Origin of the sequence: Pseudomonas sp. P39-UII1, assembly GCF_039672635.1 — a bacterium.
Lineage (GTDB): Bacteria > Pseudomonadota > Gammaproteobacteria > Pseudomonadales > Pseudomonadaceae > Aquipseudomonas.
Window position 1 is genome coordinate 88,570 of record NZ_JBDFPP010000015.1, and the last position, 16,742, is coordinate 105,311.

Below are 16,742 nucleotides of genomic sequence, written 5' to 3' on the forward strand. Positions count from 1 at the left end.
GCGAATTCATGTCTTTCAATATCGGCCTTAGCGGTCTGTACGCAGCCAACAAGCAACTCGACGTCACCGGCAACAACATCGCCAACGTCAACACCACCGGCTTCAAGTCCTCGCGCGCCGAGTTCGCCGACGTTTACGCAGGCGCCAACCGCCTGGGCGTGGGCAAGAACCAGGTCGGTAACGGCGTGCGCCTGGCAGCTGTTTCGCAGCAGTTCACCCAGGGTGATGTGAACACCACTGGCAACGTGCTGGACATGGGCATCCAGGGGCAGGGCTTCTTCGTGCTGTCCGACAACGGCTCTAAGGTTTACACCCGCGCTGGTGCCTTCCAGGCCGACAAGAATAACTTCGTGACCACCTCGGACGGCCTGCGCCTGCAAGGCTACGCGGCCGATTCGTCCGGCAAGATCCAGAAGGGTGTACTGACCGATCTGCAGATCGATACGTCGGCGCTGCAGCCCAAGGCCACCAGCCTGATCGATCAGGGCATCAACCTGAATTCCTCGTCCAAGGACATCCCGCTGGAAGTCGACGATGGTACCGGCGCCATGGTCCCGAACCTGCCGTTCGACCCTACTGACGAGACGACCTACAGCAAGTCGTTCCCGACCAAGGTGTACGACAGCCAGGGTAACGAGCACACCATGGAGCAGTACTACCGCAAGACCGGTACCAATGAGTGGACGTCGTACACCTTGATCGACGGCCGCAACCCGTTCGACCCGTCTTCCACCGCGCCGCTGACCGGCATCATCAGCTTCAACAGCGATGGTTCGGTGAAGAGCATGGCGGCCGACAACACCGGCCACCCGGCAGGTTCGTCGTTCACCGTGACCAACAACACCTTCACCATGACCGGTTGGGTGCCGGCGGTGGAAGATGCCGCGGGCAACTGGGCGTCCAACGGGGCGGCCGGCAATGCCGACGGCATCAAGCTGTCGATGAACAGCACCACCTCCTACAACACCGAGACCGCGCGTATGTCGCAGTCCCAGGATGGCTTTGCCACCGGTATCCTGTCGAGCCTGAGCATCGACGCCACGGGCGTGCTGTTCGCCAGCTTCAGCAATGGCCAGTCGCGCGCCATCGGTCAGGTTGCCCTGGCCAGCTTCGCCAACGAGCAGGGCCTGCAGCAGATTGGCGGTACTCGCTGGACCGAGACCTACAACTCGGGCATTCCGGGCATCGATGCACCGAAGACCGGTACTTTGGGTAGCGTTGAGTCCAACTCGCTGGAAGGCTCGAACGTCAACCTGACTCAAGAGCTGGTCGAGCTGATCAAGGCGCAGAGCAACTACCAGGCCAACGCCAAGACCATCTCTACCGAAAGCACCATCATGCAGACCGTCATCCAGATGGCCTGATGGTCGCGGGTTGATGGCGTGAGGACGAACCCCTTTGTCGTGAAGGGGTTCGTCGTTTTTGCGGGAGTGTTCATGAAAAGGTTGCTTGTCGCGTTGCTCGCTGCCTTCTGCCTGTATCAGGCACAAGCCGGCACTGCCCCCTGGTGGCGCTGGGAAAGCCAGGTGGATGGGCGTCTGGTGTGCTCGCAGTGGTCGCCGGGGGAGGGCTGGAAGCGGTTTGCCGGGCCTTACAACAATGGTGGGTGCCGCGATCGTTGAATCTTGTGTCGGCCTCTTCGCGGAGCAAGCCCGCTCCCACAGGTTTGAGGGCGCAACACAATTCCCTGTGGGGGCGGGCTGGCCCCGCGAAGAGGCCGGTACAGGTTTGCCGCAATCGGCAATCCGGCGCCGGATAACCGGCGTTACTCTCGCCACGCTCACCCGCAAAAGCCCGTAATCACGGGCTTTTTCACGATTTCCAAAAGTTGGTTCGGAACTTGCTTTAGTGCCTGCACAGCAACGGCGAGCGGCAAGCGATCGCCAGTGCAGCGGAGGATGACTGTGGACAAGATGCTTTACGTGGCCATGACCGGCGCCAGCCAGAACGCGCTGGCGCAGAAGGCCCACGCCAACAACCTGGCGAACATTTCCACCAATGGCTTTCAGCGCGACCTGGAGCAGGCGCGCTCGATGCCGGTGTTCGGCGACAGCTTTCCGTCGCGGGCGTTTGCCATGACCGAGCGTCCCGCCACCGACTTCAGCGAAGGGCCGATGGTCGAGACCGGGCGTGACCTGGACGTAGCCGTCGCCGGCCAGGGCTTCATTGCCGTGCAGGCACCGGACGGCAGCGAAGCCTACGTGCGCACCGGCAGCCTGAACATCGACGCCCTGGGGGTGCTGCGCGCCGGCAACGGCATGCCGGTGATCGGCAATGGCGGCCCTATCGCCATTCCGCCAGAACAGAAAGTCGAAGTGGGCGAGGACGGCACCATCAGTATCCGCTCCATGGGTGAAGACCCGCGGGTGATGGCCGAAGTCGACCGCATCAAGCTGGTCAACCCGGACATCAAAGGCATGACCAAGGGCCTGGACGGTTTGATCCACACCAGCAACGGCCAGCCAGCGGCGGCCGACGTCAACGTCAAAGTGGTGTCGGGCTTCCTGGAAGGCAGCAACGTCAACGCCGTTGAAGAGATGACCTCGGTGCTGGCGCTGTCCCGCCAATTCGAACTGCACGTGAAGATGATGAACGCGGCCAAGGAAGGCGACGAAGCCATGGCGCGTGTTTTGCAAATCGGCTAACCACACTTGAACGGGTGCCGTAAAACAGGCGCACGAGGAGAATACTGATGCTTCCGGCTCTTTGGGTCGCTAAAACCGGCCTGTCCGCCCAGGACACCAACCTCACGGTCATTTCCAACAACCTGGCCAACGTTTCGACCACCGGCTTCAAGCGTGATCGCGCCGAATTCCAGGACCTGTTGTACCAGATCAAACGCCAGCCAGGCGCGCAGTCCACCCAGGACAGCGAACTGCCGTCGGGCCTTCAGGTGGGTACCGGTGTGCGCATCGTCGGCACCCAGAAGAACTTCCAGACTGGCAGCCTGCAGACCACCGAAAACCCGCTGGACATGGCGGTCAACGGCCGTGGCTTCTTCCAGGTGCTGCAGCCCGATGGCACGGTTTCCTACACCCGTGACGGTACCTTCCACCTGAACTCGGACGGCCAGATCGTCACCGCCAACGGTTTTGCGCTGGAGCCTGCGGTCGTCGTGCCGAACGACGCCCAGACCTTCACCGTCGGCCAGGACGGCACCGTGTCGATCACCACTGCCGGCAACCCGGCGGCACAGGTCATCGGCAACATCCAGACCGCTGACTTCATCAACCCGGCGGGCCTGCAGGCCATCGGCGAAAACCTGTTCCTGGAAACCGCCGCCAGCGGCGCGCCACAGGTCGGCACCCCAGGCCTGAACGGCTTCGGCACCACCCTGCAGCAGACCCTGGAAAACTCCAACGTCAGCACCGTGGAAGAACTGGTGAACATGATCACCACACAGCGCGCCTACGAGATGAACTCCAAGGTCATCTCCACCGCCGACCAGATGCTCTCGTTCGTCACCCAGCAGCTGTAAGCCCTAGCCCTTGTTACACCGTGAGGTAAGCGTCATGAATCTTCTGTTGTCCGTATTCGCCCTGGGGGGGGCGGTGTTGCTGGCTGGTTGCGTCGCACCGACGGCCAAGCCCAACGACCCGTACTACGCGCCGGTATTGCCGCGCACCCCGTTGCCGGCAGCGGCCAACAACGGTTCGATCTACCAGGCCGGTTTCGACCAGAACCTGTACAGCGATCGCAAGGCGTTTCGGGTGGGTGACATCATCACCATCACGCTCAACGAGAAGACCTCGGCGAGCAAGAACGCCGGCTCGCAGATCCAGAAGAACAGCAAGGCAGACATCGGCCTGACCTCGCTGTTCGGCGCCTCGCCGAACACCAACAACCCGTTCGGCGGCGGTGACCTTTCGCTCGAGGCTGGCTACAGCGGCGACCGCACCACCAAAGGTGACAGCAAGGCCACCCAGGGCAACACCCTGACCGGCTCGATCACCGTGACCGTTGCAGAGGTGCTGCCCAACGGCATCATCGCCGTGCGCGGTGAAAAATGGCTCACGTTGAACACCGGTGAGGAACTGGTGCGCATTGCCGGCCTGATCCGCGCCGACGATATCGCCACCGACAACACCGTGCCGTCCACCCGTGTGGCCGATGCGCGCATCACCTATTCGGGCACTGGCTCATTCGCCGATGCCAGCCAGCCCGGTTGGCTGGATCGCTTCTTCCTCAGCCCGCTTTGGCCTTTCTGAGTACGGATGAACATGTTCAACGTCAGGCAGCTGATTGCCGCAACCTTGCTTCTGTCCTGTGCGTTCGGTGCCCATGCCGAGCGCCTGAAGGACATCGCCAGTATCTCTGGCGTGCGCTCCAACCAGTTGATCGGTTACGGCCTGGTGGTGGGGCTCAATGGCACGGGTGACCAGACCACCCAGACGCCATTCACCCTGCAGACCTTCAACAACATGCTGTCGCAGTTCGGCATCAAGGTACCGGCAGGCTCCGGCAACGTGCAGCTGAAAAACGTCGCCGCGGTGTCGGTGCATGCCGACCTGCCGGCGTTCGCCAAGCCCGGCCAGGTGGTGGACATTACCGTTTCGTCGATCGGTAACTCCAAGAGCCTGCGTGGCGGCAGCCTGCTGATGACCCCGCTCAAGGGTATCGATGGCAACGTCTACGCGGTCGCCCAAGGCAACCTGGTGGTCGGCGGTTTCGATGCCGAAGGCCGCGACGGCTCGAAGATCACCGTCAACGTTCCGTCGGCCGGTCGCATCCCGGGTGGTGCTTCGGTGGAGCGTGCCGTGCCGAGCGGTTTCAACCAGGGCAACAGCCTGACCCTGAACCTCAATCGCCCCGACTTCACCACGGCCAAGCGTATCGTCGACAAGGTCAACGAGCTGCTCGGCCCAGGTGTCGCCCAGGCCGTGGATGGCGGTTCGGTGCGCGTCAGTGCGCCGATGGACCCGACCCAGCGCGTGGACTACCTGTCGATCCTCGAAAACCTCGAGATCGACCCCGGCCAGGCGGTGGCCAAGGTCATCATCAACTCGCGCACCGGCACCATCGTCATCGGCCAGAACGTCAAGGTCTCGCCGGCGGCGGTGACCCACGGCAGCCTGACCGTGACCATTACCGAAGACCCGATCGTCAGCCAGCCGGGGCCGTTCTCCAATGGCGAGACCGCCGTGGTGCCGCGCTCGCGGGTCAACGCGCAACAGGAAGCCAAGCCGATGTTCAAGTTCGGCCCGGGTACCACGCTGGATGAGATCGTCCGCGCGGTGAACCAGGTCGGCGCGGCGCCCAGCGACCTGATGGCGATCCTTGAAGCCCTGAAACAGGCCGGCGCCTTGCAGGCCGACCTGATCGTGATCTGAGGACGCCACCCATGAACTCGAAAAGCCTGGTGTCCAGCGCCGCCGACAGCGGCGCCTACACCGACCTCAACCGCCTGAGCTCGCTCAAGCACGGTGACCGCGACAGCGACGCCAACGTGCGCAAGGTGGCCCAGGAGTTCGAGTCGCTGTTCATCAGCGAGATGCTCAAGGCCTCGCGCAAGGCCAGCGATGTGCTGGCCGACGACAACCCGATGAACACCCAGACGGTCAAGCAGTACCGCGACATGTACGACCAGCAGTTGGCCGTGAGCATGTCCCGCGAGGGCGGGGGTATCGGCTTGCAGGACGTGCTGGTGCGCCAGCTGTCGAAGAACAAGAGCACGCCGGCCAACACCAGCCCGTTCCCGCGCAACGAGGGCAGTGCGCCGGCGTTGTGGGGCAACAAGGTGGCCGAGCCGGTGCATGCCGCTCAGTCGGCCAGCCGCAACGATGTCGCCGCGCTCAATTCGCGGCGCCTGGCCTTGCCGGGCAAGCTTACCGACCGCCTGCTGGCCGGTATCGTGCCTTCGGCAACCAACCCTGCAGCCACTACCAATACCGCCGCCGTGCCGGCCCGCGACGGGCAACAGGTCGCGCAGAGCTTCGCGGTACCCGAGGGCGGCCTGCGCATCACCGGCCGCGCCGTGGCACAGCCGCCCCTGGCGCCGAAGAAGGCCTTCAGCGACAGCGACGAATTCGTCGCCACCATGCTGCCGATGGCCGAACAGGCGGCCAAGCGCATCGGTGTCGACCCGCGTTACCTGGTGGCCCAGGCGGCCCTGGAAACCGGCTGGGGCAAGTCGGTCATGCGCAACAGCGACGGCAGCAGCAGCCACAACCTGTTCGGCATCAAGGCCTCCGGCAACTGGGAGGGCGATTCGGCGCGGGCAATCACCAGCGAATTCCGCGACGGCCAGTTCGTCAAGGAGACCGCGGCGTTCCGTTCCTACGACTCGTATCAGGACAGCTTCCACGACCTGGTCAGCCTGCTGCAGAACAATTCCCGCTATCAAGAAGCGGTGAAGGCGGCCGATAAACCAGAACAGTTCGTGCAAGAGTTGCAGAAGGCCGGGTATGCCACCGACCCGAATTACGCCAGCAAGATCTCGCAGATCGCAAGACAGATGAAGTCGTACGAGCGCTACGCAATGCTCGGTACCACAACGAAACTTTAAGGGCATGGAACCATGGCGAGTCTGATCAATATTGGTATGTCGGGGCTTGGCGCCGCGCAGTCGGGGATGTACACCCTCGGTAACAACATCGCCAACGCCGACGTCGAGAGCTACTCGCGCCAGCAGAACGTGCAGAAGACCAAGGGCGGCCAGCAGGTCGGCCAGGTCTTCATCGGCAGCGGCACCACGCTGGCCGACGTGCGCCGGGTGTACAACGCGTTCCTCGAGAACCAGTTGCGCACCACCACGTCGCTGAGCAGCGAGGCTTCCTCGTACCTGGATCAGATCACCCCGCTGGATACCTCCCTGTCCGGCAGCGACACCGGCATCACCGCCGCGCTGCAAAGCTTCTTCAGCGCCATGCAGGATGCCGCCGCCAAGCCGACCGAGGACGCCTCGCGCCAGCTGCTGCTGACCAGCGCCCAGTCGCTGGCCAAGCGCTTCAATACCCTGTCGGCGCAGCTCAATCAGCAGAACAGCAACATCAACAGCAACATGGCGTCGCTGGCTGACCAAGTGAACAGCCTGACCAAGACCATCGCCGACCTCAACGAACAGATTTCCCGCGTGAGCGCCGTTTCCGGCCAGCCCAACGACCTGCTCGACCAGCGCGACGGCGCGGTGCGCCAGCTGAGTTCGTTGATCGGCACCGATGTGGTCGAGCGTGAAGGCAACTACGACATCTACCTGAAAAACGGCCAGGCACTGGTACTGGGCAAGACCACCCAGACCCTGGGCGTGCAGGCCAGCGCTACCGACCCGACCCGCATGAGCCTGATCCTCAACCGCGGTTCGACCAAGATGGACGTCACCAGCAGCGCCACCGGTGGCGAGCTGGGCGGGCTGATCCGCTATCGCAGCGAAACCCTCGACCCTGCGCTCAACGAGCTGGGCCGCGTGGCCCTGGTGGTGGCCGATGCGATCAACAGCCAGCTGGCCCAGGGCATCGACAAGAACGGTGACTTCGGCGCCACGCTGTTCGGCGACATCAACAGTGCCGCCGCCATCGCCCAGCGCAGCATCGCCAAGACCGGCAACAGCGCCGGCTCCGGCAACCTCGATGTGACCATCAAGGACACCGGCAAGCTGTCCACCAGCGACTACCAGGTGACCTTCACCAGCGACAAGCAGTACACCGTGCGTAAGCTGCCCGACGGCACTGACATGGGTAGCTACAGCCTCGACGACGACCCGGCACCGGTGATCGACGGTTTCAGCCTGTCGCTCAATGGCGGTGCCTTGAGTGCCGGCGACAGCTTCAAGATCACCCCGACGCGCAACGCGGCGGCCAGCATCGATACCGTGCTCACCGACCCCAAGCGCCTGGCGCTGTCGTCGCCGCTGACCGCCACCAGCGGCTCGGGCAACAAGGGCACCGGCGTGATCACCCAGCCGACGCTGACCTCGCAGCTGGACATCTACGATGCCGCCCAGCGCACCCAGCTGCAAAATGGCCTGAAGTACTCGACCCCGGTCAAGCTGGTGTTCGGTGACGAAGCCACGTCGCCCCAGGCCTACAAGATGTACGACGCCAAGGGCACCGAAATTGGCAGCGGCACCATCGTGCCCGGCCAGGAAAACAAGCTGCAGCTGTCGGTGCCGATGGTCGATGCCAACGGCAACTCGCTGGGCGGCAACTTCACCTTCGAGATGAGCGTTTCCGGCGCCCCGAAGAACGGCGACAGCTACACCGTGGCGCTGACCGCCGCAGGCTCGGCGGACAACCGCAACGGCCAGTCGATCATCGACCTGCAGACCAAGGCCACGGTCGAGGTCGGGGCCGACGGCAAGGGCATCAGCATCACCGATGCCTACGCCAAGCTGGTGTCCAACGTCGGCGGCAAGGCCGGCCAGGCGCAGATGGACAGCGACGCCACAAGCGCCTTGCAAACTTCTGCACTGGACAGCCGCAACGGCTTGTCGGGCGTTTCGATCGACGAAGAGACCGGCAACCTGATCAAGTTCCAGCAGTACTACACCGCGTCGTCGCAGATCATCAAGGCGGCCCAGGAAACCTTCGCCACCCTGATCAACAGTCTTTAAGGAGCCGTAGATCGTGAGCGTACGCATCTCTACTTCGCAGTTCTACAACACCAACAGCGCCAACTATCAGAAGAACTTCGCCAATACCGTGAAGACCCAGCAGGAGGCCAGCGATGGCATCCGCGTGCGGTCGGGCAAGGACGACCCGGTGGGGGCGGCGCGGTTGCTGCAGCTGGAGCAGCAGCAGAACATGCTGAAGCAGTACTCGGGCAATATCACCAATGTGCGCAATGCGTTGGGCACTGCCGAGAGTACGTTGAGCTCGATCGGCACCATCCTGCAGCGCGTCAACGAACTGGCGGTGGCCTCGGGCAACGGCACGTTCACCGACGCCGATCGCAAGGCCAACGCCGATGAGCTGGCCTCGCTGGAAGATCAGCTGTTCTCGCTGATGAACAGCAAGGACGAGAACGGCAAGTACATCTTCTCGGGGTCCAAGGGTGATACCCCGCCTTACGCGCGGAACGCCGATGGTACCTACAGCTACCAGGGCGACCAGGGCAAGCTGAACCTGCAGGTCGGTGACATGCTTAGCCTGGCGGCCAACGAAACCGGCTATGACGCTTTCGAACAGGCGCTCAACACCAGCCGTAGCGAGACCAGGCTGACTGCACCGGCCACCGACGATGGGCGCGTCAGCCTGTCCAATGGCCAGGTTGCGGGCAGCTCGACCTACAACGACCGTTTCCGCAGCGGCGAGCCGTACAAGATCGAGTTCATCAGCAGCACCGAATACAAGATCACCGACGCCAACAACAACGACGTTACCCTGGAAGCCAGCCAGGGCGGCAAGTTCGACCCTGCTGCCGACAACGGCTCGATCAGCTTCCGCGGTGTCGACCTGCGGCTGGACATCACCTTCAAGGACGGCGACAAGGGCAATGAAGATGCTGCCATCGCCGGTCATACCTTCAGCCTGAGTTCGAAAGCCGATCAAGTCTCGGGTACCCGCAGCCCGGGCAACACGTCGTCGGAGCAGGTGACGGGTGCGACCATCACCGATCAAAACGCTTACAAGGCTGCGTTCCCCTCCGGTGGCGCGGTGCTCAAGTTCACCGGTACCAGCACGTTCGAGTTGTACGCCTCGCCGGTTACCGCTGACAGCCGTCCGGTCGCCTCGGGCGCTCTGGGCGGCCCGAACGGCACCACTGCCACGGCGGCGGGGGTCAGTTTTGAATTGTCGGCAGCCCCAAACGCGGGCGACTCGTTCGCGGTAAAGGTTGATACCCATCAGACCCAGAACGTGCTCGATACCATCAGCCAACTGCGCCAGGCGCTTACCAGCCCGGTCGACAACGATCCCGTTGCCCGGCAGAACTTCCTGGCGTCGCTGGATTCGGCGATTGGCAACATCGCCAGTGCTACCAATCAGGTTTCCTCGTCGATCAGTGCCATCGGCGGACGTGGTCAGGCGCTGGACGTTCAAGCGGAAACCAACGAGGCGCTGAGCACCGAGAACACCAAGACGCAGAGCTCGATCCGTGAAAGTGATCCAGCCGAGGTGATGCTGCGCCTGCAAATGCAGACCAACATGCTGCAGGCTTCGCTGCAGGCTTATGCCAAGGTCTCCAGCCTGTCGCTGGTCAACTACATCTGATTTTCCTCTCGTGTCACCTACCGTGCATCGCTCCACCGGGGCGGTGCGCGGACCCTCTCCCAGGTCCCGCATCGTGAATCAATCGGCTCTCGTCACCATTGCCATTCCGGCCTTCAACCCAGACTTCCTGCGCAGAACGCTGATCAGCGCCCTCAACCAGGATTATCCGCACTGTGAAGTGCTGGTCTGCGACGATAGCCGTGGTGAGGAAGTCCAGCGCATCGTCGATGAAGTGGTGAACGATACCGGCAGGCCTGTACGTTACCTGCGCAACCCGCAGACGCTGGGTTTTGCTCGCAACCTGCTGACGTGCCTGGAGCAGGCTCGGGGTGAGCTGATCAAGTTCCTGTGCGATGACGACCTGCTGTTCACTGAATGCGTAAGCCTGCAGGCGGCCGTGATGAACACGCATGCGGATGTCAGCCTGACCATCTGCCAGCGCATGCTGTGTTCGGCAGACGACACGCTGCTCCCGTCACGCATGATCAACATGGTGATGTGCCCGGATGATGCGGTGGTCAAGGGCTCCGACCTGCTTGAGGGGTTGGAGCAGCATGCGCCCAACCTGTTCGGCGGGCTCAGCAGTGCGCTGCTGCGCCGAGCCCTGGTGGAGGAATTTCTGCCGTCGCTGGTGCTCGAAGGCCAGGGTTTCACTGCTCGGTTGGACATGGCGCTCTACATTTGCATGATGCGCCGCGGCAACCTCGGGCACCTCGATCGTTTCCTCAGTATGGAGCGCCTGCATCCGGGGCGGTTGAGCCATAACCCCGGCATTACCCTGCTCTATCCCACCGAAACCGACTGGCTCAAGGCCATGTTGGCTGCGCGATCCAGTGAGCCTGCGCCTGCGAAGGGTTGGGTGCGCTATGTGCCGTTGCACACCTACACGGGTGAGCGAACGAGCCAGTGGGAGGAGTACGACCTCAATGGCTTGAGCGCTTTGCAGGCTGCCCGGGCACGGCAGCAGGTCGGTAGCGACTGTCTGTCATTCGAAGAAGTGTACGCGCAGTGGCTGGAATGCCGAGCGTTGTCCCCGGCACAACTCAAGTTGTTGCCCAAACGTATCGAGCAGTGGCCTTCGCAACCGCGGATCGTGCCAGTGATCTGGGCCGAGCCAGGTGAAGAACAAGCGTTGCGCGCGACCCTCGACAGTTTCGCAGCGCAATCTTATGCGCCCGCCGAATACTGGGTGCTTGCACCTGCCCAGATGTGCTGCCCCCCGGTACCGGGTGTCCACCATCTGCCGTTGCAGGGCAATGGCATTGCTCAGTTGCAGGCACGCCTGGCCGGGGCGGTAGACGCCGACTGGATTTTCCTGCTCCGTGCCGGTGACCGCGTGGTGCCACACGCGTTGGCGATCATGGCTGAGCGCATGGTCCTGGGCAATCGAGTGTGCCTGTATGTCGATGAAGGTGGGCACGACACCATCAACCCATCCACGCCGATCTTCAAACCGGATTTCAATCTCGACCTGATGCGCAGCCTGCCCTACGTCGGACGCTTGCTGGCCTTTGAGTGCAAGGCGGTGCGCGAAGCAGGCGGGTTCGATCACGATTTCGACCTGTTGGCGCCGCATGACCTGCTCTGGCGTCTCGCAGAAAACCGTGGCTTGCAGGTTATCGGGCACGTCGACGAACTGCTGGTGCACAGCCAGTGGGATTATGCCCAATGGTTGAGCGACCCGCGCTGCGTAGCGCAGGCGCCCCGCGTGGTGCGCGCCCATCTGGGCCGTCTGGGGGTCGATGCCGAGGTCGAAGGGGTGGTGGGGCAAGCACTGTGCAGGGTGGCTTACCGTCATGAAGGGCAGGCCAGCGTGTCGATACTGGTGGACGTTGGTGTCGACCTGATCGCAGCACGGCGATGTGTCGAATCGCTCTTCGAGCATACCGCCTACAGTAATTTCGAGGTGCTGCTGATAGCCGGTTCGGACGCGCCCACCGAGTTGCGTCAGTGGCTACAGGCGATGAGCAGCCTGGGCAGCGACCAACTGCGGCTGATCGAGGTTGCCGCGCAGGGACGGGTGGCGCGGCTCAATGAGGCCAGTGCCGCTGCGCGTGGTGACTATCTGTTGATGCTTGAAAGCGCCTGCGTGGCGTTCGAGGCACAGTGGCTGGCCGAACTCATGGCCCAGGCGCGTCGGCCCGAGGTCGGCGTGGTTGGCCCCAAGCTCTGCAATACGGCTGGCAGTATCCTGCAGGCCGGTTTGGTCCTAGGGCTCCACGGCGAAGCCGGTAGCCCGTTCGTTGGCATGCCGGCGGACAGCGGCGGCTACATGCACAGACTGATGACGGTGCAGAACTGGAGCGCCCTGTCGCTGGAGTGCCTGCTGGTGCGTCGCGAACTTCTGTTTGCTTTGGGTGGTTTCGACTGCGAAGCGCTGCAGGGTGAGCTGCAAGATGCGGATTTCTGCTTGCGTGCAGGTGAGCAGGGATACCTCGCGGTCTGGACGCCTGCGGCGATGTTGCTGCGCCTGACCAGTCAAGCCCATCATCGCCAGGTGCAAGTCAGCGAGCCGCATCAAGACCGGGATGCTTTCTACAGCCGCTGGCTGGCCAAAATAGCCCGAGACCCGGCCTACAATCGCAATCTCAGCTTGAAGATGGCCAGCTTCACCATGGACCCCGGCTTGCGCGAGGGCTGGGACCCGTTCATCAAACGAGTCCTGCCGTCGGTCATGGCGTTGCCGGTCAACTCGTCCGCCGTGGGCCACTATCGTGTGTCTCAGCCGTTCCAGGCACTGGAAGATGCCGGCTGGCTACAGGGGCGCGTGGATTACTCGCTACCGGAGTTGATCCAGATCGAGCGCGAGAAGCCGGACATCGTTGTGTTCCAGTACCGCAGCAAAGCGAGCTCAGTGGTGGAGATGGAGCGGCTGGTGCGCTCGTCCAGTGCCAGGCACATCTACGAGATCGATGACTACATCATTGATGTGCCCAAGCGCAACGACCACTCCCGCAACATCGCTGCTGACATACGTAACCTCGTCGAGCGCGGTATCTCGATGTGTGATCGGTTGGTCGTCTCCACCGAGCCGCTGGCCGATGCGCTTTCGAGTATGCACCAGGATATCCGGGTGGTGCCCAACATGCTCGCTGCCGGGCTGTGGACCGGGCTTGCCAGTGAGCGACAGACCGCTGCCAGGCCGCGCGTGGGATGGGCTGGCGGCACTAGCCATCGAGGCGATCTGGAGCTGCTGCTGGAGGTTATCAAGACACTTGCCGACGAGGTCGACTGGGTATTCTTCGGCATGTGCCCGGAGCCGCTGCGCCCTTACGTGAAGGAGTTTCACCAGGGCATCCCGATGACGTTCTATCCGCAGAAACTGGCCAGTCTCAACCTGGACCTGGCGCTTGCCCCGCTCGAGCAGAACCTCTTCAACGACTGCAAGAGCAACCTGCGGCTGCTGGAGTACGGGGCCTGCGGCTTCCCGGTGATCTGCTCGGATACCAAGGCCTATGCCGGGTATCTGCCTTGCACACGGGTCACCCATAATCGATCGCACGAGTGGCTGGACGCCATTCGGATGCACCTGGCCGACCCTGATGCGAGCTACCGGCAGGGTGATGCCCTGCGGGAAACCGTTTTACGTGATTACGTGCTCAACGAGCGCCATCTGCAGCACTGGGCCAACGCGTGGTTGGCTGACTGAAGCGTCACGGCAGGTCGTCTGGCGAGTGACCGTGACAAGACTGGTTTTATAGCATCGGGTAACCCAATGACTGGACATGCAACCCTGAATACTTTGTCGTCGCTGGATACCAGTGTACTGCTGCTGGGCACTGAGCTCGGGGGCGCCCTGCACAATGCAGACGAAAACTACCGTGCGCGCGCAAGTGCGCACATCCGTGGGCTTGGGTGCCAGCCTGTAGGGGTCGACCGGGTGAATGGCGAACCACTGCACGTAGCGCTGGCGCGGGCCCTCGATCAGGTGACTACGCCGTTCGTGGTGCTGGCCAAAGACAGCGACTTCCTGCTGCACGATGCTTTGTCGCAGGCTCGGCAGTGGCTGTTGAGCCACCCGCAGGTGCAGGGCGTACAGGGATACTCACTCGGTATGCGTCCGGGCAATGCGACGGTGGGCTATCACCGGTTGGGTGAAACGGCGCATCAGGATGGCGAGGGCGGTTTGCGTGAGCGGGTGCTGCAGCATGCATTGAGCGGGTTGCAGCCGTGGCGTGCGTTACTGCGTGTGCAGCAGTTGCGCAGTGCGCTGGCAGAGATGGCGGCCCATGTCGAGGGTGAAGACGGCTTGCTCTGCCTGTCTTTTGCCCTGTTGCGCCAGGGGGCGATCAAGGTCTTGGAGCAGACCATGGTTGTCAGCGAGTGCGCCGAGCACGCTGTGGAAGGTGACGAACTGGCGCCGACCCTGCGCGCCTTGCGGCAATGGGATGCGCAGCAGGGTGGGTGTTTCAACGACGACGACGGGTTCGCAATTCTGCGCCAGTTCGTACTGACTACCGGATTGACTGGCGCTGCACCGCTGCTGTTCACCTCACCCTGGGCGAGCGTCGTCCATGAGCCTGTGCGCAGTTTCGAGGTGCGCCAGTACGTAGAGCTGCCTTATTACAATGCCGGGCTGTTCAAGCAATTGACGGCGTTGGAATTCCTGTTGCATGCATGGCCTGCGGGCCCTGCCCATGTGCGCGCGGTGGAGGGGGCCTGGGTTCGGCAGCGCGATCTGCTGCTGCAGCATGGCAACGACAATGTGAGCACATTGCGTAACCGCTATTGGCAGGCGCTGTCAATCAACCTGTTCGCGCCGCAAGTATGCCAGTTGCTATTGGACGTGTTGACCGAGGAGGATGAAGAAGCGCGCCAGGAGCTTGAAGCCTGGATCGAGCGTCTGGCCCTTGCAGGTGCGCCGGATAGTGCCGCGCGCCTGGCCGCTACGCCCTCGGGGCATGTCTTGCACGCATTGGCCGCAGCCACCTTGGATGATGCCAGCCGGCAGCGGGTACAGCAGCACCAGGCGGCAGGCAAAGGCGTGAGCATGGCGCTGTTGGTGCTCGACCTCGCAGATGACAACGAAGCGTTGCAGCGGACGTTCGATAGCGTCGCCAGCAGCGGGTTGCGTGACATGCGCATTGTCGTGCTCAAGGCCGGCAACCTTCCCGCCATTACCACGCCGCGAGACACGGTGCACTTCGTCAAGGTCACGGCGCAGAACAGCGTATCGCACCTCAATCAGGTGGCCCGGCAGGTGCCCAGTGACTGGATGATGCTGTTGCAGGCGGGGGATGAGTTGGCCGGCAGCGGGCTGTTGCGTCTGCAACTGGAGCTGGCGCAGGACAACAACCTGAAGGCAGTGTGTGGCAACGAAGTTCAGCGTGACGGCGAAGGCCGCCTGGTTGCGTTGCAGCGTCCTGGAGCTGACCTTGATCTGCTGCGCAGCCGCCCGGATGCGATGGCTACGCATTGGCTAGTGCGCCGCGAGGCAGTCCTGCAGGTCGATGGCTATAGCGAAACTTGCCGGGGCGCCCTCGAATTCGATCTGCTGTTGCGCATAGTGGAGACTCAGGGCTTGGGTGGCCTGGCGCATATCGATGAGTTCCTGGTCATCACCAGCAATCAACGCGAAGCCATGCTGCCTGATGCACGGGCCACCCTGGAGCGGCATCTGTCGCTGTTGGGCTACCGCGGGCAGGTGGGGCAGGATGAAGCGGGTCACCTGCACATTGATTTCCGGCATACGAGCACGCCGCTGGTGAGCATCCTGCTGGTAGGCGGCGATGATCTGCAGGTACTGGGTGCCAGCCTGGCGAGTATCCAGCAGCGCACACGCTACCCGCGTTATGAAGTGCTGGTGGTTACCCAGGGCGAGCAGCGCCTGGAGGCTAGTCTTGGCAGCCGAGTCAGAATGCTGGCATGCCCATCACCGGTGCTGGCTGAGCGGCTCAACCTGGCCGCCAGCGAGGCGCGTGGCGAATATCTTGTGCTGATGAGTGACCGTAGCCAGGTGTCCAGCCCAGGCTGGATCGAAAGCCTGCTCAACCAGGCGCAGCGCCCGGAAGTAGGTGTGGTGGGTTGCCAGATGCATGACGGTGCCGGGTACGTCAGTCATGCTGGTTACGAGCTGCTCGAAGGCGGGAAGGTTCATGCCGGCTGGCGTGGACGCGGTGTTGGCGAGACCGTCGAAGCGCTGGGCCTGGGTGTTGTTCGCACCTGCCAAGCTGTTTCCGCTGATGGCCTGATGGTACGCAAAGAGGTTTTCGATGCTGTGGGTGGCCTTGGCCAGCAGGCAGCGCTGGATATCGACTTGTGCCTGCGCGTCGGGCAGCAGGGTCTGTTGGTGCTGATGGCCCCTCACGCGCAGCTGTTCAACCCCGCAGTGCCGGGTGTCCCTGACGACGTGGCGCTGGCGCTGGCAGCGCAAGCCCCCTGGGCGTTCACGCGTGCAGTCGCGGTGGATGGCAGCCATGGCATTGCCGTACCGCCCACAGCGGCAGGCCCCCGCTGGCTGCAAGAGTTGGCCTGACTGGCCTCGTTCAATCAAGCCGGGCGCTGCCCGGCTTTTTTGTGCGCGTTGGCAAACATCTTGCTTTCAGCCATCGGAACAGGGCGAGTGTTGGATTTCTGACTGCTTGATTGCCCGACCGC

11 protein-coding genes are annotated in these 16,742 nt (G+C 62.9%); all 11 read left to right on the plus strand.

Annotated elements, in window-relative coordinates:
• Nucleotides 1-8: 8 nt before the first annotated feature.
• A complete protein-coding gene (flgE, locus tag ABEH27_RS19025; RefSeq protein ID WP_346615049.1) occupies nucleotides 9-1,364 on the plus strand; it encodes a flagellar hook protein FlgE in 1,356 nt (451 codons plus the stop codon).
• 72 nt (nucleotides 1,365-1,436) lie between these two features.
• A complete protein-coding gene (locus tag ABEH27_RS19030) occupies nucleotides 1,437-1,622 on the plus strand; it encodes a hypothetical protein (RefSeq protein WP_346615050.1) in 186 nt (61 codons plus the stop codon).
• A gap of 282 nt (nucleotides 1,623-1,904) precedes the next feature.
• Nucleotides 1,905-2,645, plus strand: coding sequence for a flagellar basal-body rod protein FlgF (gene flgF, locus ABEH27_RS19035; protein WP_346615051.1), 741 nt, complete (start codon nucleotides 1,905-1,907; stop codon nucleotides 2,643-2,645).
• 47 nt (nucleotides 2,646-2,692) lie between these two features.
• Entirely contained in the window at nucleotides 2,693-3,478 is a 786-nt protein-coding gene (gene flgG / locus ABEH27_RS19040; RefSeq protein ID WP_346615052.1) for a flagellar basal-body rod protein FlgG, read from the plus strand.
• Nucleotides 3,479-3,512: 34 nt separating this feature from the next.
• Complete coding sequence (flgH, locus tag ABEH27_RS19045; RefSeq protein WP_346615053.1) at nucleotides 3,513-4,208, plus strand: flagellar basal body L-ring protein FlgH; 696 nt, start codon at nucleotides 3,513-3,515, stop codon at nucleotides 4,206-4,208.
• Nucleotides 4,209-4,220: 12 nt separating this feature from the next.
• A complete protein-coding gene (locus ABEH27_RS19050; protein WP_346615054.1) occupies nucleotides 4,221-5,330 on the plus strand; it encodes a flagellar basal body P-ring protein FlgI in 1,110 nt (369 codons plus the stop codon).
• Nucleotides 5,331-5,341: 11 nt separating this feature from the next.
• A complete protein-coding gene (flgJ, locus tag ABEH27_RS19055; RefSeq protein WP_346615055.1) occupies nucleotides 5,342-6,505 on the plus strand; it encodes a flagellar assembly peptidoglycan hydrolase FlgJ in 1,164 nt (387 codons plus the stop codon).
• A gap of 12 nt (nucleotides 6,506-6,517) precedes the next feature.
• Nucleotides 6,518-8,548, plus strand: coding sequence for a flagellar hook-associated protein FlgK (flgK, locus tag ABEH27_RS19060; protein WP_346615056.1), 2,031 nt, complete (start codon nucleotides 6,518-6,520; stop codon nucleotides 8,546-8,548).
• 13 nt (nucleotides 8,549-8,561) lie between these two features.
• Entirely contained in the window at nucleotides 8,562-10,145 is a 1,584-nt protein-coding gene (locus tag ABEH27_RS19065; RefSeq protein ID WP_346615057.1) for a flagellar hook-associated protein 3, read from the plus strand.
• A gap of 73 nt (nucleotides 10,146-10,218) precedes the next feature.
• On the plus strand, nucleotides 10,219-13,794 hold the full coding sequence (locus tag ABEH27_RS19070; RefSeq protein ID WP_346615058.1) for a glycosyltransferase: 3,576 nt from the start codon (nucleotides 10,219-10,221) through the stop codon (nucleotides 13,792-13,794).
• 66 nt (nucleotides 13,795-13,860) lie between these two features.
• Complete coding sequence (locus ABEH27_RS19075) at nucleotides 13,861-16,620, plus strand: glycosyltransferase (RefSeq protein WP_346615059.1); 2,760 nt, start codon at nucleotides 13,861-13,863, stop codon at nucleotides 16,618-16,620.
• Nucleotides 16,621-16,742: the final 122 nt, after the last annotated feature.